Source organism: Massilia timonae, from assembly GCF_001866515.1.
GTDB lineage: Bacteria > Pseudomonadota > Gammaproteobacteria > Burkholderiales > Burkholderiaceae_D > Telluria > Telluria timonae.
The window spans coordinates 348,574-371,248 of the sequence record NZ_JRYB01000001.1 but is presented as its reverse complement, the minus strand read 5'-3'; the positions used below and the strand labels follow the sequence as shown (position 1 = coordinate 371,248).

Below are 22,675 nucleotides of genomic sequence, written 5' to 3'. Positions count from 1 at the left end.
GTTCACTTAAATAACGTTTGATTTAGCAACAAACGCTAATTGAGGCTGTTCGTCCTTAATATTTGGGCTGCATATAATGCATCGCCGTGAATGCGGGAATATGCAGACATCGTATTCAGACGCACGAAAATTCATCCTCCTGCTGGCGGCACGCGCTGGAGGCATGGTGTCGTCCAGGAGCCATGCCGCTGCCGGCAAAGAGGAGACCGCATATTGTCGGTACCAATGTTGCGGTAGGCACCCACTCACAAGAAAAGCACAAGGAGAAGTACACATGATGTTGAAACTCAAGTCGATGCCCTTTGCGATTGCCTGCGCGGTCGCCAGTGGCGCCCTGGTCGGCGCAGCGCCGGCCATGGCTCAGTCCCAGCAGGGCAGCGCCGAGGCAGGCCCGCAGCGTGTGGTGGTGACCGGCTCGCTGATCAGCCGCACCAACACCGAAACCCCGACCCCGGTGCAGGTGCTGACCGCGGCCGACATCCAGAAAAGCGGCAAGACCTCGGTCGCCGAGCTGCTGACCGACCTGGCCGCCAACGGCGCCGGCACCCTGGGCACCGGTTTCGCCGGCGCCTTCGCCAATGGCGCCTCCGGCATCTCGCTGCGCGGCCTGACCGTCGGCGCCACCCTGGTGCTGATCGACGGCCACCGCATGGCCCCGTATCCATTGTCGGACGACGCCCAGCGCTCCTTCGTCGACGTGTCGGCGATTCCGTTCGACGCCATCGAGAGCATCGAGGTCCTGAAAAGCGGCGCCTCGTCGCTGTACGGTTCCGACGCGATCGCGGGTGTAATCAATATCAAGCTCAAGAAGAACCTGAACGGCACCCGCCTGTCGGCCGAGATCGGCGACACCCAGCACGGCGGCGGCAAGACCAAGCGCGCCTCGGTCAGCACCGGCATCGGCGACCTCGGCGCCGACGGCTACAACGCCTTCATCACCGCCGAATACCGCAAGCAGGATCCGATCTACGTGGTCGACCGCGAGCAGTTCGGCTACGCCAACCGCGACTGGCGCGCACGTGGCGGCAACGACCTGACCCTGGGCGTGCCGACCAATATCAACAATTTCCTGACCGCGTCCAGCAGCCCCTTCCTGTACAACCCGGCCAATCCGAACAATCCGGCCGGCGTCACCAACGTCAACAACCCGGCCAACTACCTGTTCCTGGATCCGAACTGCAACTTCGCCAAGTACCGCGCCGGCGGTTGCTCGGTGCGCGATACCGAATCGTTCATCCAGCCGCCGACCGAGAACGTCAACGTCCTCGTCGGCATGACCAAGAAGCTGAGCGAGGACTGGGAGGTGCAGTTCAAGGGCTCGATGTTCCGCCGCGAAAGCACCAACAACCGCAACGGCGCAGGCACGTCGCCGCTGGCCTTCAATCCGACGGCCTTCAACGGCACCACCACCCTGGTCAACGGCGTGCTGACCCCGCGCGTCGGCGCAGTGCCGGACACGACCTTCGCGCCGGGCGCCCAGGTCGGCGCCAACGTCACCAACCCGTTTGGCCAGAACGCACGCCTGTATGGCTACATTCCGGATGTCGGCGCTGCCCTGACCACCAAGAACGAGTCGACCGCAACCCGCTTCTCGGCCGACCTGATCGGCAGCGCCTACGGCTGGGACGTGACCGCCTCGGTCGGCGCGACCAAGGTCAAGAACGACCTCGACTATAGTGGCTACGTCAACCGCAGCGCGCTCTACGCCGCATTGCGCAACGGCACCTTCAATGTGCTGGGCGGTAACTCGCCGGCCGTCATGAACCAGGTGTCGCCGCACTTCAGCAACAAGATCGAGTCGACCCTGAACTACGCCGACCTGATCGGATCGCGCGAACTGCTGTCGAACTTTGGCGCCGGTCCGCTGAACTTCGCGGCCGGCCTGCACTGGCACAAGCGCGAGCAGGATGCGCCGCCGTCCAGCCTGACGCTCAATGGCGCGGTGGCCAACACCGCGGCCTTCGCGATCGGCGAAGAGACCAACAAGGCGGCGTTCGCCGAGCTGCAGGCGACCCCGATCAAGAACGTCGAAATCGGCGTCGCCGGCCGCTACGACCACTACGATACCTACGGCCGTTCGTTCACGCCGTCGGCCAACTTCAAGTGGACGCCGAGCCAGCAGATCGGCCTGCGCGGCACCTTCGCACGCGGCTTCCGCGCGCCGGCCCCGGCCGAGGTGGGCAACGCCGGTTCCTTCTTCACCTTCAACGCGATCAGCGATCCGATCCTGTGCGCCAACGGCAGCCAGACCACCGCCGGCAACGTGCCGTCGGCCTGCTCGTTCAGCCCGCCATACGTCCAGACCACGAATCCCGACCTGCAACCGGAGAAATCGAAGTCGTATACCTTCGGCATCATCCTCGAGCCGATGCGTGGCCTGAACATGACCCTGGATTACTACAAGATCCAGATCAAGAACCTGATCGTGACCCAGGCCGGCAACGATCCGAGCTTCGTCCCGACCTGGGTGCGCGGCCCGGCGGCGACGATCGACATCGCCACCGGCTCGGGTAACAACACGGTTCCGGGCATGCCTGTCGCCGGTCCGATCCTGTACGGCCTGTCGCCGTATATTAATGCCGGCAGCACCGAGACCCACGGCATCGAAGCGGATGTGCGCTACCGCTGGCGCCTGGGTGACATGGGCACCATCACGGCCAACCTGAGCGCGGCGCACGTGTTCGGCTACGAGACCGAAGTGGCTGGCCAGAGCTACCAGCTGGCCGGCACCCAGGGTCCATCGTCGGTCGGCGGCGCCACCGGCAATCCGAAGGACCGCGCCCAGTTCACCCTCGGCTATGCCCGCGGCCCGCTGGACGTGACCGCCACCGTGAACTACACGAGCGGCTTCTCCACCTTCGACCCGGCGCTGGGCGAGACCGATTGCGCGTCGACCGGCACCAACGTCGGCGGCCGTCCTTACTTCCAGGGCCTGGTCCAGCCGGCGTGGTATTGCGACGTGTCGTCGTTCACCTCGACCAACCTGAACGTGGCTTACAAGGTTACCGAGAACCTGACCATCCGTGGCGCGATCCTGAACTTGTTCGACAAGGAAGCCCCATATGACGTCGCCACCTACGGCAACGCGGGCAACCAGACCTCGTACAACGCCTCGCTGCACCAGCCTGGCGCGGTGGGCCGCTTCTTCAGCCTGGGCGCGAACTACACGTTCTAAGCCTGCTTGATGTCCAATAAAAAGCCCGCCGGCAGCGATGCCGGCGGGCTTTTCTTGTCTTATATAGTGCGAAGCGCTTACATGCCGCCCCAGGCGCCGGCCAGCACCGCCAGCGCCGCCAGCCCCGCGGTTTCGGTGCGCAGCACGCGCGGACCCATCGACAGCGACAGGGCGCCGGCGGCGACGGCCGCGGCTTCTTCCTGTGGCGTGAGGCCGCCTTCGGGGCCGATCAGGAAGGTGACCGCTTGCGGCGTATTGGCGCGCGCCCAGCCGGCCAGCGATTCGGTCGCGCGCGGGCTGAGCAGGATGCGCACGCCGTCGGCCGGCGCCGCCAGCCATGGCTGCACCTCGAGCAGCGGATGCAGCCGCGCCAGCCGGTTGCGGCCGCACTGCTCGGAGGCGGCGACGATCACGCCCTGCCAGTGCGCTTGCCGCTTATCGAGCCGCTCGCCGGCCAGGCGCACCACGCTGCGCTGGGCCGCCAGCGGCTGGATCGCCGTCACGCCCAGTTCCACCGCCTTTTCCACGATCCAGTCCATCTTCGAGCCTTCAGGCAAGCCCTGGGCCAGGGTGACGGAGTAGGGCGCCTCGGCTCCGACATCCTCGAAGGCGTCGACCGTCGCCGTGGCGCGGCGCTTGCCGCTCTCGCTCAGGGTGGCGCGGTACTGGCCGCCTTCGCCATTGAACAGGGTCAGGCCGGCGCCCGGCTGCAGGCGCACCACGTGCAGGTGGTGGGCGACGGCTTCCGGCAGGTCGACGGTCAGGCCGGCGGCGAGCGGCTGGGGGCAATAAAAACGGGGCATTCTGTGGGGGCGCAGCGAGGGCTTGCGTTAAAGGAATAAACCTGCATTTTAAATCGGCAGCACCCCGGTCTGGTAGAATAACGGGCTACGGCCTCGCGGGCCATCGCTTTCCAATCCCTGATCCACGATCTCCATGAAATCTACGCAAACCACCACCCTGATGGCCAACGCGATCCGCGCGCTGGCGATGGACGCCGTCCAGAAAGCCAACTCGGGCCACCCGGGCATGCCGATGGGCATGGCCGAGATTGCCGTCGCGCTGTGGGACAAGCACTACCGCCACAATCCGGCCAATCCGGGCTGGACGAACCGCGACCGCTTCCTGCTCTCGAACGGCCACGGCTCGATGCTGCACTATGCGCTGCTGCACCTGGCCGGCTACGACCTGACGATGGACGATCTGCGCGACTTCCGCCAGATGCACTCGAAGACCCCGGGCCACCCGGAAGTCGGCATCACCCCGGGCGTGGAGACCACCACCGGTCCGCTGGGCCAGGGCATCGCCAACTCGGTCGGCATGGCGCTGGCCGAGTGGCTGCTGGGTAACGAATTCAACCGTCCAGGCTACGACGTGGTGGATCACTACACCTACGCCTTCCTGGGCGACGGCTGCCTGATGGAAGGCATCTCGCACGAAGTGGCGTCGCTGGCCGGCACCCTGCGCCTGAACAAGCTGATCTGGCTGTACGACGACAACGGCATTTCGATCGACGGCCGTGTGGAAGGCTGGTTCACCGACGACACCCAGAAGCGTTTCGAGGCCTACGGCTGGAACGTGATCCCGAAGGTCGACGGCCACAGCGTCGCCGACATCGATGCGGCCATCGAAAAGGCGAAACAATCGGATCGTCCGACCCTGATCTGCTGCAAGACCATCATCGGCAAGGGCGCCCCGAACCTGGAGGGCGGCGACAAGGTCCACGGCGCGCCGCTGGGCGACGCCGAGATCGCTGCCGTGCGCAAGCACCTGATCTGGGATCCGATCCCGTTCGACATCCCGGCCGACCTGTACGAAGCCTGGGACGCGAAGGCGCGCGGCGCGCAAGCCGAAGGTGAGTGGAACACGATGTTCGACGCCTACCGCGGCGCCCACCCCGAGCTGGCCGCCGAATTCGAGCGCCGCATGAAGGGCGACCTGCCTGCCGATTTCAGCAAGACCCTGGACGCGGCGATCGCCGCCTGCGTCGACAAGGCCGAGACCATCGCCACCCGCAAGGCCTCGCAGAACGCGATCCAGGCGCTGGCCCCGGTGCTGCCTGAATTCCTGGGCGGCTCGGCCGACCTGACCGGCTCGAACCTGACCAACTGGAAGGAATCGGTGCCTGTGCGTTCGGGCATCGCCGGCAACCACATCAACTACGGCGTGCGCGAATTCGGCATGTCGGCGATCCAGAACGGCGTGGCCCTGCACGGCGGCTTCATCCCGTTCGGCGCGACCTTCCTGACCTTCTCGGATTACAGCCGCAATGCCCTGCGCATGGCTTCCCTGATGAAGATCCGTTCGATCTCGGTGTTCACCCACGATTCGATCGGCCTGGGCGAAGACGGCCCGACCCACCAGTCGATCGAGCACGTCTCGTCGCTGCGCCTGATCCCGGGCCTGGACAACTGGCGTCCGTGCGACACCGTCGAGTCGGCGGTGGCATGGGGCGCGGCGGTGCAGCGCAAGGACGGTCCATCGACCCTGATCTTCTCGCGCCAGAACCTGCCGTTCATGGCGCGCGAGGCGGCGCAGGTGGCCGACATCGCCAAGGGCGGCTACGTGCTGCGCGACAGCGCCGACGCTAAAGTGATCCTGATCGCGACCGGTTCCGAAGTCGAGCTGGCAGTGAAAGCCTTCGACGCGCTGGCGGGTGAGGGCATCGCCGCACGCGTGGTGTCGATGCCGTCGACCGACGTGTTCGACCGCCAGGACGCCGCCTACAAGGCGTCGGTCCTCACCAAGGGCGTGCCGCGCGTGGCCATCGAAGCCGGCGTGACCGCCTTCTGGTACAAGTACGTGGGCCTGGAAGGCGCCGTGGTCGGCATCGACACCTTCGGCGAATCGGCGCCGGCGCCGGTGCTGTTCAAGCACTTCGGCTTCACCGTCGAGAACGTCGTCGCGAAAGCGAAAGAAGTTATCGCAGCATAAGCATTTGCCGGACGCGGGCTGCTCCCAGGAGCAGCCCGTTCTACTATGTTCGTTACGAAAAAAGTTTTTTTCTAATCAGGAGCACAGCATGACGATCAAAGTTGCAATCAATGGTTATGGCCGCATCGGCCGCAACGTCCTGCGCGCCTTCTATGAAGGCGGCAAGAAGCAAGATATCCAGATCGTGGCGATCAACGACCTCGGCAATGCCGAGTCGAACGCCCACCTGACCCGTTACGACACCGCCCACGGCAAGTTCCCGGGCACCGTCACGGTCGAGGGCGACAATATGATCGTCAACGGCGACAAGATTCGCGTGTTCGCGCAGCGCAATCCAGCCGAGATCCCATGGGGCGAGCTGGGCGTGGACGTGGTGCTGGAGTGCACCGGCTTCTTCACCACCAAAGAGAAAGCCTCGGCCCACCTGAAGGGCGGCGCCAAGAAGGTCATCATCTCGGCCCCGGGCGGCAAGGACGTCGACGCGACCGTCGTGTTCGGCGTGAACCAGGACGTGCTGAAAGCCAGCGACACGGTAATTTCGAACGCCTCGTGCACCACCAACTGCCTGGCCCCGCTGGTCAAGCCGCTGCATGACGCCATCGGCCTGGAAACCGGCCTGATGACCACCGTGCACGCCTACACCAACGACCAGGTGCTGACCGACGTGATGCACGAAGACCTGCGCCGCGCCCGTTCGGCCACCCAGTCGATGATCCCGACCAAGACCGGCGCCGCCGCCGCGGTCGGCCTGGTGCTGCCGGAACTGAACGGCAAGCTGGACGGCTTCGCGATTCGCGTGCCGACCATCAACGTGTCGATCGTCGACCTGTCGTTCATCGCCAAGCGCGACACCACGGTCGAAGAGATCAACGAGATCATGAAGAAGGCCGCAGCCGAAGGCCCGCTGAAGGACATCCTGACCTACAACACCGATCCGCTGGTCTCGGTCGACTTCAACCACAACCCGGCATCGTCGAACTTCGACGCCACGCTGACCAAGGTCTCGGGCCGCCTGGTGAAGGTGACCTCGTGGTACGACAACGAGTGGGGCTTCTCGAACCGCATGCTCGACACCACTGTCGCGCTGATGAACGCGAAGTAAGCCTTCGGGCATCCAATCGCCCCGGGTGCGCGCGCGCATCCGGGGCTTTTTTGCGTCTGTACACTACCCCGAAAGCATTAAATCAGCGATAAATCCATGCAACAATCCTAATTCATTGACAGCGTAATATACAGATATGTATCGTGGATTCGTCCCTTTAAACCGGAACGATCCATGCCTGCAAAACGCGTCAAGACCATCCTGTCATATGTGCTCATCCTTGCTGCTGGTCTCGGTATAGGATCCGGCGTTCCCTACGTCGTCAACCTGCTGAAGCCCGCCTATGCCACGGGCGACTACAGCGCCTACTATCCCGACAAGCAAAGCAATGTCGTTCTCTATGGAACGAGCTCATGCACTTATTGCATTCAGGCGCGCGCTTATCTACGGGAACGCAATATCGCATTCATCGATCGTAATATTTCCGATTCGGATCAAAGTTATCGCGAGCTCGCGCAGCTTGGCGGGAAGGGTGTCCCGGTGATACTGGTCGGCGAACGGATGCTCACCGGATTCAACCAGGACCACCTGGAAGCCGCTCTTGCCGCGGCAGGCCGCATCGCGCGGCCCTGACCGCTGGCCCATTTTGCCGATTTCCCGTGTCGGGATCGGCGCGACCTGCGGCGCGGCTCCTGAGCTATGTCGCCGCCTTTATCATCTAGGAGAAATGTATGAGCAAGAAGCTTGCAGTGCTGTTGTTCGCAATCGGGCTCGGTAGCGCAGCCTCGGTATCGGCCTTCCAGCAAGACATGGGTCAGTGCGCATGGCAATGCCTTAGGGGGTATCAGGCATGCGTAGCCAATGGCTACGATGAAAGCCAGTGTAATATGGACCGTACCGATTGCTACGCCCGTTGCGGCATCTAGGTTGAATCGCAGCATGCCGCACCGTGAGCGGCGCGGCATGTGCCAACCCGGCGTTTTCAGGTGATTATTTCGCGTCCGGCCACGGCGTCAGGATCTCGAAGCCGTTCTTCGTCACCACGATCATGTGTTCCCACTGCGCCGACAGCGAACCGTCCCGCGTCATCACGGTCCAGCCGTCATCGAGCTGGATCACGTCTTCCTCGCCAATATTGATCATCGGCTCGACCGTGAAGGTCATGCCTTCCTTGAGCAGCAGGCCGGTGTTCGGGCGGCCGTAGTGCAGCACTTGCGGCTCTTCGTGGTAGACGCGGCCGATGCCGTGGCCGCAGTAGTCGCGCACCACCGAGTAGCCGGCGCCTTCGGCCAGCTTCTGGATCGCGTGGCCGACGTCGCCCAGGCGCGCGCCCGGACGCACGGCGCGGATCCCGGCCATCATCGCTTCATAGGTCGTGTCGACCAGCTTCTTCGCTTCGGGGCTTGGCGTGCCGGCGAAATACATGCGGCTGGTGTCGCCGTGCCAGCCGTCCTTGATCACGGTGACGTCGATGTTGACGATGTCGCCGTCCTGCAGCACGTCCTTGTCGCTCGGGATGCCGTGGCAGACCACGCCGTTGATCGAGGTGCACAGGGTCTTGGGGAAGCCATGGTAGCCGACGTTGGCCGGCGTGGCCTTCTGCACCTTGCGGATATAGTCGTGGCAGCGGCGGTCGAGTTCTTCGGTGGAGACGCCGGGCACGACGTATTCCTTGATCATTTCCAGGACTTCGGCGGCGAGGCGGCCGGCAATGCGCATCTTGGCGATGTCTTTGTCGTTCTTGAGTTTGATGGTCATACGGTAAGAGTAGGGCTGCACGCGGCGCGGGCAAACCGCCATGATACCGCGCAGGCGGCGCCACGATAGAAAGCGCAATTAAAAATGCCCGCCCGGCGGAGCCGGACGGGCATTCGGTCATGTCTTCAGGACAGGGCCTTGCGGCCCCGAACCATTAGAACGACTGGTTGTAGCGGACGTAGAAGAAGCGGTCCAGCGACATGTCGGCGTCAACCGACGAGGCCGATGCCTGGGTGCCGTACACCATGCGTGGCGACTTGTCGAAGACGTTGTTGATACCGAACAGGATGCGGGCATCCCAGTTGGTCTTGTAGCCAACGCTCACGTCGTGGATGGTGACCGAGCCCAGCTTGTTGTAGCCGGTACCCCACGACGACGTTTCGCCGGTCGGGTTGCTGCACTCGACGCCAGTATCGACGTCCCAGCACTGGTCCTTGACCGGGCTGTAGTAACGGAAGCCCCAGGTGGCGCTCCAGTTGCCCAGCGACCAGTCGAGGTTGGTGTTCGACTTCACGCGGTTGTAGAAGTAGTCGCCGGCGTAGTCGTTCCATTCCTGGTCGGCGCCGCTGCGGGTACGGAACTTGTCGGTGTACGAAGTTTCGTTACGGATGTTGAACTGACCAAACGAGGTGCGTGGCAGACGGTAGCTGATCGACAGGTCCAGGCCTTCGGTTTCCATTTCGCCCAGGTTGGCATTGCCGCGTGCCAGTTGGGTCAGGTTGCCGGTGACCGGATCACGACGCAGCGAGTCGCAGAAGTTCGTGACGCCTTCGATATAGCACTGGTTCACGACGTAGCCTGCGCTGATCGCGGTGATGCGGTTCTCGATGGAGATGTTGTACCAGTCGAGACCGATGCTCAGGCCGTTCACGAACGATGGGTTGTACACGAAGCCGAAGGTCTTGGTGACCGCGGTTTCAGGCTGCAGGAACTGGTTGCCGGCGCCGCTGTTGAAGGCGACCAGCGACTGGGTGCCGCCGGAGTTTTCGATCGGACCACCCGCCTGCAGCAGCTGGCGGTAGCCGTTTGGCGTGCCGATGACGCCGCCGAAACCGGTGGCGCAGCGGCCGGCCACGGCCGCGTTGCGCGATGCTTCGCCGAAGCGGGTGTCGCACGGATCCAGGAAGGTGTCGAACGACTGCGAACCGCCGCCCGAGACGTCGTCCAGGGTCGGTGCGCGGAAGCCTTCAGCCCAGGTACCGCGGACCAGCACATCCTTGACCGGCTTGTACATGAAGCTGGCCTTGCTGTTGTTGGTCACGCCGAAGTTGCTGTAGTCCGAGTGGCGGGTTGCGAAGTTGAGGCTCAGCAGTTCAGCGAACGGCTGGTCTTTCAGGACCGGCACGTTCAGTTCGGCGTATGCTTCGCGGACAGTGTAGCGGCCATAGGTCGCCTGGCCCGACAGGTTGGTCGAGTAGCCCGACTGCGAGAACTGGTCAGGGACGTCGTAGCCCTTGACTTCGCGGTGTTCGAGGCCGACCGCCAGGCCGACTGCGCCGGCCGGCAGCTGGAACAGCTCGCCGCCGATGTCGGCCGTGGCGCTGTTGATGGTCGAACCGTAGGTCTTGGTGCCGACGGTGTTGACGTAGGCCAGCGCTTCCGGGGTCGAGGCCGAAGGGCCGCCCAGGATGTCCCATGGGGTGCACGATGCCAGGCCGATCGGATCGTCAGGCGTGCCGCACTGGACGACGCCAGCCGCGTTCATGAACGATGGGCCCAGGGCCTGCTTCAGGTTCAGCAGATTGATGTTGCCCGAATCGGTTGCGGTACCAGACACCTTGTTGTGGTTGTAGCCGACGCTCCAGTTCCAGGCCAGGTCCTTGACGGCGAATTCGCCTTCAAGCGATGCGTCGATGTGCAGGGTGCGGTTTTCGTTCTCGGTGAGGCGTGGCAGCTCGATGGTGCGGCGCTGGAAGAACAGGTCCTGGCCCAGGCCGGCGCCGACGACGGAGCTGCCGTATGGGTTGTAGTAGCTGTCCTTGTCGATGTAGACCGGATAGGTGGCCTGCGAGGTCGATTGCAGCGGGTAGCCGGCGATCTGGCGCAGCGACTTGCGTTGCGAGTACATCGCGGTGGTCTTCAGGCGCATGTCTTTCGGCAGCGCGATTTCACCCTTGACGAACAGGGTGTCCAGCTTGTTCGGCGACAGCAGGTCCATGTCGGCCGACGAGTTGTACTTGTCTTCCTGGATCGCTTGCGAATAGGCGTGGTAGTTGTTCGGGTTGCGCGAGTCGGCGCCGACGCCGTTGCCGGTCCAGTCGCCGGTGTGGTTCAGGACCCGGTTGAAGCCGCCCTGGGCAGCGTTGGTCAGCGAACCGCCGTTGGCCGGGTTGACCGGGGTGATGCGGCCCCATGGGCCTGCGCCCAGGCCGGAATACGGGTGATCCGGACCGTACTGGAAGCGGGTGATGTTACGAGTGCCGGTGGCTACGCGGCCCTGTTCGGTGTGCGACAGACCGAACATCAGCGAAGCCTTCTCGTCGCCTGCGCCGTAGCTCAGCGAGAAGTCCTTGTTCTTGCCGTCGTTCTTTTCGTTCTGGCCAGTGTACAGCGACAGTTGGCCACCCTGCATGTTCTTCTTCAGGATGATGTTGACCACGCCGGCGATTGCGTCCGAGCCGTAGATCGACGAGGCGCCATCCTTCAGGATTTCCATGCGTTCGATCATGGAAGATGGAATGGTCGACAGGTCGGTGTAACCGGCAACGGTCTGGGTCCAGCGCTTACCGTCCACCAGCACCAGCAGGCGGTTTGCACCCAGGTTGCGCAGGCTGACGTACTGGCCGCCGGCCTCGGTGTTCGAGATCAGCGAACCCGAACGGCTGAAGTCAGGCGCGCCGGCCGACGACAGGTTGTTCAGGACGTCGCCAACGGTGACCAGACCGGTTTTCTGGATCTGTTCCTGGTTCATGACCTGGATCGGTTGTGCTGTTTCCAGGTCGACTTGGCGGATACGCGAACCGGTCACTTCGACGCGCTGTAGCGGCGCCGATGCTTCCTGTGCGACCGCTGCGGTCATGCCGAGGGTCATACCGCCGAGGCAGATCGCGCGGACCGACCGGGACAAGAGTGTTTCCATCATGTTGCAAACTCCTAGGGGTGAAAACGCGGCGGCACCATGGGAAGGGCACTGCCACCGAAAATGTCGCGAAGCGACTCGCTGAAAAACGCCAACTACTTGGTTTAACGACTTTTCAAGCCAGCAATAAAACCACTCGCGGTGTATGACTGTCAATGCATACGGGTCTGTATGACGGATGTGTTGCAGAAATGTGTATTTATTGATTGCCACTTTGACAAGTAATTGACTATGCGGTCAACAACTGATCTAAATTTGGCAAGAAGAAAAAAAGCCCGCCCGGCTTGCGCCGGACGGGCTTTTTCAGCAATTAAATTGCTTAGAAGTTTTGGTTGTAACGGATGTAGACGAAGCGGTCGAGCGGCACTTCCGGATTCACCGAGTTCGACGACGAAGTGCCGCCGTAGTTGCTGTTCGCGCTGTAGTTGATGATCGGCTTCTTGTCGAAGATGTTGTTTGCACCGATCAGCAGCTTGGCGTTCCACGGCAGGGCGTAGCCGACCGACAGGTCCGAGAACCACATTTCCTTCAGGCGGTTGTAGCCGGTGCCCCAGGTCACGGCGTCGGTCGGATTCGAGCATTCGACGGCCGGGTTGACGGTCCAGCAACGGGTCTTCTGGCTGCTGTAGAAGCGGGTCGCGAACGTGGCGCTCCAGTCGCCCAGGCTCCAATCCAGCGCCAGGTTCGACTTCACGCGATAGATGTCGGATTCGCCGGCGTACTCGGCCCAGTCGGCGGTGCTGGTGCTGCGGGTGCGGTACGAGTCCACATAGGTGGTCTCCGAACGGAACGCGAACTGGCCGTAGCGGGTGCGTGGCAGGCGGTACGACAGGCTGACGTCGACACCCTCGGTTTCCATCTCGCCCAGGTTGGCATTGCCGCGCGACAGTTCGACGATCTGGCCGGTGACCGGATCACGCTTGAGCTGGCTGCAGAACTGCGGCACGCCCGACACGTAGCACTGATTGATCACGTAGCCCGCGCCGATGGCGGTGATGCGGTTGTCGACCTGGATGTTGAACCAGTCCAGCGCCAGCGAGAAGCCAGGCACCGACGCCGGGCTGAACACGATGCCCGCGGTGCGGGTGATGGCGGTCTCCGGGGTCAGGAACGCATTGCCCGCGCCCGAGTTGAAGGCGGTCGGCGTCTGCGCGGCGGCCGTGACCGGCGTGCCGGCCTGGTTCACCTGGCGGAAGTTGGCCGGGACACCGGCGGCGAGGCAGCGCGCTGCCGTGGCCGGGTTGGTGGCGGCATCGCCGTAGCGGCTGTCGCAGGCGTCGAGATAGCTGTCGAACGATTGCGAACCGCCGCCGAAGGTGTCGCTCAGGGTCGGGGCGCGGAAGCCTTCGGCCCAGGTGCCGCGGACCAGCACGTCCTTGATCGGCTTCCACATCACGCTCGCCTTGCTGTTGGTGGTCGAGCCGAAGTTCGAGTAGTCCGAATAACGCGTTGCCAGGTTCAGGCTCAGCAGGTCGGCGCCGATCACGCCCTTGAGCAGCGGAATGTTGGTCTCGAGGTAGGCTTCGCGCACGGTATAGCGGCCGCGGGTCGTCTTGGCGGCAAGGCCGGACGAGTAGCCCGACTGCTCGAACAGGCCGGGCGCGTCGTAGCCGCGCACTTCGCGGTACTCGAGGCCGCCCGCGATGCCGACCGCGCCGGCCGGCAGCGTGAACAGCTCGCCGCTCAGGTCCGCGTTGGCGTTGCTGATGGTCGAGCCATAGGTGCCCTGGGCCTGCGCCATCACGTAGTTCAGGGCTTGCGGGGTCGAGGCCGACGGGCCGCCCAGGATGTCCCATGGGGTGCACGAGGTCAGCGCGATCGGTGAGTCCGGCGTGCCGCACTGGACCACGCCCGAGGCGTTCAGGAACGACGGGCCCAGCGCCTGTTTCAGGTTCAGCAGGTTCAGGTCGCCCGTGCCTTGGGTCGTGCCCTGGACCTTGTTGTAGTTGTAGGCCACCGACCAGTTCCACGGCAGGCCGCGCATCTCGAAGTCGCCTTCGAGCGCGGCGTCGATGTGGAGGGTATCGCTGGTGTTGTCGGTCACGCGCGGCACTTCGATGGTGCGGCGGGAGAACCACAGGTCCTGGCCGAGGCCGGCGCCGGCGACCTGGTTGCCGTACGGATTATAGTAGCTGTCCTTGTCGATGTAGACCGGATAGGCGGCCTGGGTGGTCGACGTCAGCGGATAGCCGGCGATCTGGCGGCTCGATTTGCGCTGGGCGAACATGGCGGTCGTCACCAGGCGGGTGTTGTAGGGCAGCGCGATTTCACCCTTGGTGAAGATCGAGGTCAGCTTGTTCGGCGCGGCCAGGTGCATCTGGTCGGTCGAGTTGTACACGTCGGCTTCGGCGCCGGTGTAGTTGTGGTAGTTGGCCGGGTTGCGCGAATCGGCGCCGACGCCGTCGCCGAGGTAGCCGCCGGTGTGGTTCAGGATGCGGTTGAAGCCGCCCGCGGAGGCGGTGGTCAGCGAGCCGCCATTGGCCGGGTTGACGGCGGTGATGCGGCCCCATGGCGAGGCGCCGAGGCCGGACAGGTAGTGATCCGGACCGTAGGTGAAGGAAGTGATCGGACGGGTGCTGGACCAGACTTCGCCCTGCTCGGTATGGGTCAGGCCGAACAGCAGGCTGGCTTTTTCGTCGCCGGCGCCGTAGGTGACGGAGAAGTCCTTGTTCGTGCCATCGTTCTTTTCGTTCTGGCCGACGTAGGCGCTGGCGGTGCCGCCCTGCATGTTCCTCTTCAGGATGATGTTGACCACGCCCGCGATCGCGTCCGAGCCGTAGATCGACGACGCGCCATCCTTCAGCACTTCGATGCGCTCGATCAGCGCGGCCGGCACGGTCGACATGTCGGTGTAGCCGCCGGTCGAGGTGGTCCAGCGTTTGCCGTTGACCAGCACGAGCAGTCGCTGCGCACCGAGGTTACGCATATTGATGTACTGGCCGCCCATTTCACGGTTCGACGTCAGGACCGAACCCCGGCTGAAGGCTGGCGTGCCGACCGACGACAGCTGGTTGACGATATCGCCGACGGTCACCAGGCCGCTCTTCTGAATCTGCTCGGCGTTGACGACTTGCACCGGTTGCGCCGTTTCCAGGTCCACCTGGCGGATACGCGAACCGGTCACTTCGACGCGCTGCGTTTCCTGCGCGATAGCGGTCAGTGTGGGCAGTGCGAGGGCGACTGCCAATGCGATCTTGGTACGTTGTTGCATGTGCTCTCCATCCTTGCGTCCCACCGGAAGTGGAACGACTTTTTATGATTAATAAGTGCAACCCGTGCGCATGCGGGGCCCGTGGGTAACGGCTGTTCCGTAGTGCATACACATCTGTATAAAACCATTCCATATTGATGAGTGTCAACGCACTGAACCCCTGTTTATGTGGCAAAAACAACAGTTATCAAAAAGAAATTAAATGACTGAAAAGTCAGGAATTTCAATGGCTTACAGATGGTGCGTGCGAGGTGTATGCACGAGTAGTTTTGGTGCGCAGGCCGCGCATGCGCACCGGGGTGGTGCGCATGTGAATCAATGGGAGGGAGAGGAAGAAAGTGGAAATTCAGGCGCCGAAACAGGCTTGCCACAGGCGCTGCACGCTGTCCGGATGGTGGCCGACCAGGCCGGGTTCGACCCGGGTCTTGTCCTGGCCCTGCAGCCGCACGCTGTGCTGCAGCTTGCGCATGATGCGGTAGGCGTCGGCGACCTGCCCCGCCAGGCCGGCGTCGATCAGGCCCAGCTCGCCGCAGACGCGCAGCAGGGCGATATTGCCGGCGTTCGCGGTCAGCTGCGGGTAAGCCGCGGCATGGCGCAGCACCAGGTATTGCACGATGAACTCGATGTCGATCATGCCGCCCGCGTCGTGCTTGAGGTCGAACAGCTCGCTGCGGTTGACGTTGGCGTCGCGCATGCGCTGGCGCATGCGCACCACCTCCTCTTTCAGTTGCGCTTCCTGGCCGGAGCGGTCCTTGCGCAATACCTGCTCGCGGATCGCCTCGAAGCGCGCGCCGATGGCCGGCTCGCCCGCGCAGAAGCGGGCGCGCGTCAATGCCTGGTGTTCCCATAGCCAGGCGGCATCGTTCTGGTAGCGCTCGAAGGCGGCGACGGACGAAACCAGCATGCCGCTGGCGCCGTCCGGCCGCAGGGCGATGTCGACGTCGAACAGGATGCCGGCCGCGGTATGGGCCGTCATCCAGGTGATGAAGCGCTGGGCCAGGCGCGCATACAGGGGCGGGGCATCCTGGTCCTCGTCGTCGTACAGGAAGATCACGTCGAGGTCCGACACATAGCCGAGCTCCTTGCCGCCCAGCTTGCCGTAGGCGATGACGGCGAAGCGTGGTTCCTCGCGGTGGCGGCCATTGACCGTGCGCCAGGCATGCCTGACCACGGCGCCGACGATCATGTCCGCCAGCGCCGACAGGTGGTCGGCCAGCCGTTCGACCGACAGCTCGCCGGCCAGGTCCAGGGCAAGCAGGCGGAACAGCTGCGCATGGTGGGCTTCGCGCAGGATGTCGAGCTGGCGCTCGGTATCGCCGGCCGCCTCGCTCAGGTGTTCGTCCAGCAGCGCGGCCAGCTGTCCGAGGTCGCCGGCCCCGGCATTGCGGTCGTCCAGCAGTTCGTCGAGCAGGATCGGGTGCTGGGTGAGGAAGGTGGCGGCCCAGCCGCTGGCATTGATCATCCGGATCACGCGCTCGAGCGTGTGCGGGTATTCGGTCAGCAGCGACAGGTAGGCCGAGCGGCGCGCGATCGCCTCGAACAGGTCGAGCAGGCGGCCCAGGGTGGCGGCGTGGCTGCCGATCCCGGCCTCATCCACCACGCTGGCCACCAGCGGCAGGGCGGCTTCCACCAGCGCCAGCAGCCGCTCTCGGCTGGCGTCGGGCATGCTGGACAAGCGCGGACCCTGCAGCGTGGCGGTCAGGCGGCTGGCGGCGGTGCGGGCGTCGTCGAAGCAGAGCGCGGCCAGGCGGGCGGCGAGCGCATCCACGTTGTCCAGTTCGTCGGCCAGGGGCGGGGCGTCCGGCTTGTCGTCGGGCTTTTCCTTGTCGGCGAAGATGGCGTCGAACTGCTGGGCCACATAGGCGCGCTGCGCGTCGAGCTCGTCCAGCAGGGCGGCTTCGTCCTCGAAGCCCATCATGCGCGCCACCGCCAGCCGGTCGTCGGCATTGGCCGGCAGGGTATGGGTCTGGGCATCTTCCAGGTATTGCACCCGGTGCTCGAGGTTGCGCAGGAACGTATAGGCCTGCAGCAGGCGCTCGACTGTCTCTTGCGGCAGCAGCTCGCGCTCGGCCAGCAGCAGCAGGGTCTTGCGGGTGGAGCGCTCGCGCAAGGCCGGATCGCGTCCGCCGCGGATCAGCTGGAACACCTGGGCCAGGAACTCGATCTCGCGGATGCCGCCGCGCCCCAGCTTGACGTTGTGGCTGCGCTCGGGATGCAGGCGCTCCTGGCGCTTCACCTCGGCGCGGATCTGGGCGTGCATATTGCGGATCGCATCGATCACGCCGAAGTCGAGGTAGCGCCGGAACACGAAGGGCCGCACGATCGCGTCGAGCGCCGCGATGTCGTCGGGCGCGCCGGTGACGGCGCGCGCCTTGACCCAGGCATAGCGCTCCCATTCGCGGCCCTGGACGATCAGGTATTCCTCGACCATGCCCAGGCTGGCCGCCAGCGGGCCGGACTTGCCGTTGGGGCGCAGCGCCATGTCGACCCGGAACGTGAAGCCGTCCTCGATCACCTCGGACAGCGCCGCGTTCAGGCGCCGCCCGAGGCGCACGAAGAACTCGTGGTTCGACAACTGCCGCTGGCCGGGGCCGGCCGCGGTCTCGCCGTCTTCCGGATAGACGAAGATCAGGTCGATGTCCGACGAGACATTGAGTTCGCCGCCGCCCTGCTTGCCCATGGCCAGCACCATCAGGTGCTGGGGGCGGCCGGATTCCTCGCCCATTGGCATGCCGTGGCTGGTCACCAGCTCGTCGGTGAGGGCGGCGACGTGGGTCTGGATCGCGAAGTCGGCGAAGGCCGTCATGGCCGTGACCACCTCATCGAGGTCGGCTTGAGCGCCCAGGTCGCGCGCCACGATGGTCGAGACCAGCAGGTTGCGCACGCGGCGCATGGCCCGTTCCAGCGGCAGGCCCTGGGCCAGTTCGCGTTCCAACAGCGCGCGGAAATCGGCGCCGCCCAGCGATAATGATGACAATGCGGCCAGTTGGGCGGCGCGCTCGGGAGCGGCATCGAGCCAGCGCTGGACGAAGCGCGAAGCGCAGGCGGGGGAAGCTGTGGTCATCGTCGATCCTGTTAGATGCGCGGGTCGGTGCCGCCCGGCAGGGAGGGTTTTTAAGGTCGGGCTCAGAGGCGATGCGGTAGAATGGCCTGCTCATCGGACACGATACGCTGCCTGGGTCAGCACCGATGGTAAGGTAGACGCCGCAACTGTTGCAAGCGACCTGTTTTATTAAAGAGTTAAATTTACGGCGAGCCTTTGTTATTAGCACCTTGATGCACAACCCGGATCCGCAGGCGCCCACTGCGGCATCGCCGCTCGCCGTGCGCTGGCGGCGGCTGCGTTCGGCCTACCGCATGGCCAACCTGGCCTCGCACCACGTGCTCGGCTTTACCATCAAGCTCGTGCTGCTGGTGTATTTCGCGCTTGCCGTGCTGTTCCTGGTGCTGCGCTACGCCATCCTCCCCAACATCGACCTGTATAAAAGCGACATCGAGCGCATGGCCGGCAATGCCCTCGGCAGCCGGGTCACGATCGCGCGCCTGGCCGCGTCCTGGCACGGCTTGCGGCCGGCCCTGTCGCTTAGCGAGGTGCGCCTGCACGACCGCGACGGGCGCCAGGTGCTGGCGCTGCCGCAGGTCGAGGCGACCCTGGGCTGGTGGAGCGTGGCCGCCTTCGAGCCGCGCTTCGCCTCGCTTGAGATCAAGGGGCCGCGCCTGGCGGTGCGGCGCGGGCTGGACGGCGTGATCGAGGTCGCCGGCGTGCGGCTCGACCCCAACAAGGCCGGCGGCGGCGGCGGCGACTGGCTGCTGCGCCAGCGCGAGATCGTGATCCGCGACGGCCGGGTCGACTGGACCGACGAATTGCGCGGCACGCCGCCGCTGGCGCTGGAAGGCGTGACCCTGGCGCTGCTCAATCGCTGGGGCGCCCACCACTTCGCGCTGCAGGCCACGCCGCCGCGCGCGCTGGGCAGCCCGATCGACGTGCGCGCCCAGTTCCGCCACCGCTTCGGCGAACGGCCGTCGGACGTGCTGCGCTGGAAGGGCGAGCTGTACGCCGACCTGCGCGACGTCGACCTCGGCGCCTGGAAACGCTTCGTCGACTATCCGATCCAGCTCGAGCGCGGCCGCGGTTCGCTGCGCGCCTGGCTCGGCTTCGACCAGGCGCGCCTGGCCGGCTTCACCGCCGACCTGGCCCTGGCCGGGGTCAATGCGCGCCTCGGCAAGGACATCGCGCCCCTGCAACTGGCGCGCGTCAGCGGCCGCCTGTCGGCGCGCGAGGAATTGCTGCCGAACGGGGCCGACGGCAAGCCGACCTTCGGCGCCCACGGCCACACGATCCGCCTCGAACACTTTGCCGTGGTGGCGCGCGATGGCCGCGCGCTGCCGCCGGCCACGCTCGAACAAACCTGGCGTCCCGCGAAGGATGGTCAGCCGGAGCGCGGCGCCCTGCGCGCGCGCCGGCTCGACATCGGCGCGCTGGCGGCGCTGGCCCAGTACCTGCCGGTCACGCCGGTGCAGCGCCAGCTGCTGGCCGACTATGCGCCGCGCGGCATGCTGCAGGACGTCAGCGCCGAATGGGATGGGCGCTACCCGAACGTGAGCGGCTGGCGCATCCGCGGCGAGGTCGCCGACCTGGCCCTGAATGCCGTCGCCGCCCGTCCGGCGAGAAACGCCCAGGGCGGCGTTCCGGCGCTGCCGGCGCGGCCCGCCACGCCCGGTTTCGAGCGCCTGAGCGGCCGCATCGATGCGAACGAGCGCGGCGGCAGCGTGGCGCTGGACTCGAAGGGCCTGGCGCTGTTCATGCCGGCCTGGTTCGCCGAGCCGCGCATGCCGTTCGACCAGCTGGCGCTGAACGCGAACTGGAAGCTCGAGCCGGGGCAGCAATTGCAGGTGGAGGTCGACGACCTGACGTTCCGCCAGGGCGATTTCACGGGCGAGGTGTCGGGCCGCCACGTGTTGCCGCTCGAGCCCGGCCACGGGCCCGGCAGCGCCGACTTCAGCGGCAGCCTGGACGGCTTCCCGATCGACCAGATCGGCCGCTACCTGCCGCTCGCCACCCCGCACGGCCTGCACGACTGGCTGGTCGGGGCCTTGCAGGGCGGACGCCTGAACGACGCCAGCCTGCGCCTGCGCGGCGACCTGGCCCACTTCCCGTTCCATGCCAATAACGCGGCCGAACGCGCGCGCGGCGAATTCAGCGTGAGCGGACGGCTGGCAGGGGCGCGCCTCGAATACGCGCCCGGCCACCGGCATCCGGACGGCACGCCGCTGTGGCCGCTGGCCGAGGCGATCGACGGCAGCATCGAGTTCGACCGGGCGCGCATGGAAATCCACGGCAAGACCCTGCGCACCCTGGGCGTGGCGCTGTCGAACGTCAAGGCGGTGATCCCCGACCTCGGCGCCCACGAGAACATGATGCTCGAGATCGACGGCCAGGGCGCCGGGCCGCTGCAGGAATTCCTGCGCTATGTGTCGGTGACGCCGGTGCTGGACTGGATCGGCCACTTCACCGAGGACACGCGCGGCAGCGGCAACGCGAAGCTGGGCCTGAAATTGCGCATGCCGCTGTCGCACATGCATGACACCAAGGTGCAGGGCAGCCTGCAATTGCAGAATAACGACGTCAGCCTGTTCCCCGAACTGCCGACCTTGCAAAGCGCCCAGGGCCGGATCGATTTCCACGATCACGGCTTCGGCCTGGAGGCGATTCGCGCGGACTTCCTGGGCGAGCCGGTCACGGTGGCCGGCGGCACCCAGCGCGACGGCAGCACCCGGGTGCTGCTCGACGGCGTGCTGTCGGCCGAGGGCATGCGCCGCACGGCGCCGGCGCCGGCAATGCAACGCCTGGCCGAACGCCTGTCGGGCAGCACCCACTACACCGGCTCGATCGTGGTGCGCGAAGGCCGGCGCACGATCGCCATCGACTCCAGCCTGTCGGGCCTGGGCGTCGAATTGCCGCACCCGCTGAACAAGGCGGCGGACGCCAGCCTGCCGCTCAGCTTCGTGCTGGAAGGCGCGCCGACCATGGCCGGCCTGGGCCGCGACGAGATCCGCGTCGGCGTCGGCCCCAACCTGGCGGCGCGCTACCTGCGCGAGAAGCAGGGCAAGGGCCCGTGGCGGGTGACCCAGGGCGGCATCGGCGTGAACGTGCCGGCGCCGCTGCCCGACGAAGGCATGATGGTCCACGTCGATTCGAAGGTGCTCAATATCGATCACTGGCTGGCGGCCGGGCGCGCCATCGCCGGCGCGGATGCGGATACCGGCGCCGCCTTGCCGGCGCCGGGCGCGATGGCCGGACCGGCGGCCAGCTCCGCCAGCGGCGCCGACTTCACGCAGTACATCCTGCCGACCGTGCTGGCCGGACGCATCAGCGAACTGACCATCGGCGAACGGCGCGTGGCCGACGTGGTGCTCGGCGCCACCCACACCCGCGACACCTGGCAGGCGAACCTGCATTCGCGCCAGGCCAGCGGCTATCTCACCTGGAGCGAGACCCCCAGCGGCCTGGGCAAGGTTACGGCGCGCCTGGCTTCGCTCACGATTCCCGAATCGGCCGAGGCCGAGGTCAAGGACTTGCTGGAGTCGAGCCGGGGCGCCAGCGCCACCATCCCTTCGCTCGACATCGTGGCCGAGCAGTTCGAACTGTTCGACAAGCGCCTCGGCCGGCTGGAACTGCGCGCCAGCAATGTGCGCGCGCTGGCGGGCCGCGAATGGCGCATCGACCGCGTGCTGCTCGCCAATCCGGACGGCCAGCTGAAGGCCAACGGCCGCTGGCTGACCAAGGATGGCAAGAGCAATACCAGCCTGAATTTCGCGCTCCACATGGACGACGCCGGCAAGCTGCTGGACCGCCTGGGCTTCCCCGGCACGATCGGGCGCGGCAACGGCACCCTGAGCGGCGACATCTCCTGGGCCGGCCTGCCGTATGCGATGGATATCCCGAGCCTGTCGGGCCAGATCGAGATGAACGTCGAATCGGGCCAGTTCCTGAAGCAGGATCCGGGCGCCGCCAAGCTGCTGGGCGTGCTCAGCCTGCAAGCGCTGCCGCGCCTGCTCAAGCTCGACTTCCACGACGTGTTCTCGGAAGGCCTGGCGTTCGACGGCATCAGCGCCAACGCCATGATCCAGCGCGGGGTGCTGCGCACCGACAACCTTAGAATGCATGGGGTGGCGGCCACCGTCCTGATGAACGGCAGCGCCGACATCGCCAACGAATCGACGAACCTGCGCGTGGTGGTGATCCCCGAATTCAACCTGGGCACCGGGCCGCTGGTGTATGGCCTGGCGGTGAATCCGGTGATCGGCCTGGGGGGCTTCCTGGCCCAGCTGTTCCTGCGCGCGCCGGTGATGAAGGCGCTGACCTATGAAATGCAGGTGACGGGGCCGTGGAAGGCGCCGGTCATCACGAAAATCGACAACCCGGCGGCGGCCGCCGCCACTGCACCAGCCACTGAGCCAGCCAAGAAGGAGTGA

11 protein-coding genes are annotated in these 22,675 nt (G+C 65.4%); 6 read left to right on the top strand and 5 right to left on the bottom strand.

Annotated elements, in window-relative coordinates; all coding sequences use genetic code 11:
• Positions 1-274: 274 nt before the first annotated feature.
• On the top strand, positions 275-3,175 hold the full coding sequence (locus tag LO55_RS01615) for a TonB-dependent receptor plug domain-containing protein (RefSeq protein WP_229410017.1): 2,901 nt from the start codon (positions 275-277) through the stop codon (positions 3,173-3,175).
• Between the two features lie 77 nt (positions 3,176-3,252).
• Here the strand turns inward: LO55_RS01615 and LO55_RS01610 are convergent, their stop codons facing one another.
• Positions 3,253-3,978 (bottom strand): 16S rRNA (uracil(1498)-N(3))-methyltransferase, encoded by a 726-nt coding sequence (locus LO55_RS01610; protein ID WP_071360187.1) that lies wholly within the window; start codon positions 3,976-3,978, stop codon positions 3,253-3,255.
• A 133-nt stretch (positions 3,979-4,111) separates the two neighbouring features.
• On the opposite strand from LO55_RS01610, the gene tkt reads away from it, so the two are divergent.
• The 4 genes from tkt to LO55_RS26160 all read left to right on the top strand — a co-directional run bounded on the left by tkt (position 4,112) and on the right by LO55_RS26160 (position 8,077).
• Positions 4,112-6,109 (top strand): transketolase, encoded by a 1,998-nt coding sequence (gene tkt, locus LO55_RS01605; protein WP_071360186.1) that lies wholly within the window; start codon positions 4,112-4,114, stop codon positions 6,107-6,109.
• An 88-nt stretch (positions 6,110-6,197) separates the two neighbouring features.
• Positions 6,198-7,211 carry a type I glyceraldehyde-3-phosphate dehydrogenase gene (gene gap / locus LO55_RS01600; RefSeq protein ID WP_005668506.1) on the top strand — a complete coding sequence of 338 codons (1,014 nt, stop codon included), beginning with the start codon at positions 6,198-6,200 and terminating at the stop codon, positions 7,209-7,211.
• A gap of 174 nt (positions 7,212-7,385) precedes the next feature.
• Positions 7,386-7,784 (top strand): glutaredoxin family protein, encoded by a 399-nt coding sequence (locus tag LO55_RS01595; RefSeq protein WP_071360185.1) that lies wholly within the window; start codon positions 7,386-7,388, stop codon positions 7,782-7,784.
• A 98-nt stretch (positions 7,785-7,882) separates the two neighbouring features.
• On the top strand, positions 7,883-8,077 hold the full coding sequence (locus tag LO55_RS26160; protein WP_005668510.1) for a hypothetical protein: 195 nt from the start codon (positions 7,883-7,885) through the stop codon (positions 8,075-8,077).
• 64 nt (positions 8,078-8,141) lie between these two features.
• Here LO55_RS26160 and map read toward each other — a convergent pair whose 3' ends face one another.
• From map to glnE, 4 genes are all read right to left on the bottom strand, one after another.
• On the bottom strand, positions 8,142-8,909 hold the full coding sequence (gene map / locus LO55_RS01590) for a type I methionyl aminopeptidase (protein WP_071360184.1): 768 nt from the start codon (positions 8,907-8,909) through the stop codon (positions 8,142-8,144).
• Between the two features lie 154 nt (positions 8,910-9,063).
• Entirely contained in the window at positions 9,064-11,991 is a 2,928-nt protein-coding gene (locus LO55_RS01585) for a TonB-dependent receptor plug domain-containing protein (protein ID WP_083415098.1), read from the bottom strand.
• 316 nt (positions 11,992-12,307) lie between these two features.
• Positions 12,308-15,199: a TonB-dependent receptor plug domain-containing protein gene (locus LO55_RS01580; RefSeq protein ID WP_071360183.1), complete on the bottom strand. Its 2,892-nt coding sequence runs from the start codon at positions 15,197-15,199 to the stop codon at positions 12,308-12,310.
• A 346-nt stretch (positions 15,200-15,545) separates the two neighbouring features.
• On the bottom strand, positions 15,546-18,263 hold the full coding sequence (glnE, locus tag LO55_RS01575) for a bifunctional [glutamate--ammonia ligase]-adenylyl-L-tyrosine phosphorylase/[glutamate--ammonia-ligase] adenylyltransferase (protein WP_071360182.1): 2,718 nt from the start codon (positions 18,261-18,263) through the stop codon (positions 15,546-15,548).
• A gap of 212 nt (positions 18,264-18,475) precedes the next feature.
• Between glnE and LO55_RS01570 the strand changes: the two genes are divergently transcribed.
• Positions 18,476-22,675: a YhdP family protein gene (locus LO55_RS01570; protein ID WP_071360181.1), complete on the top strand. Its 4,200-nt coding sequence runs from the start codon at positions 18,476-18,478 to the stop codon at positions 22,673-22,675.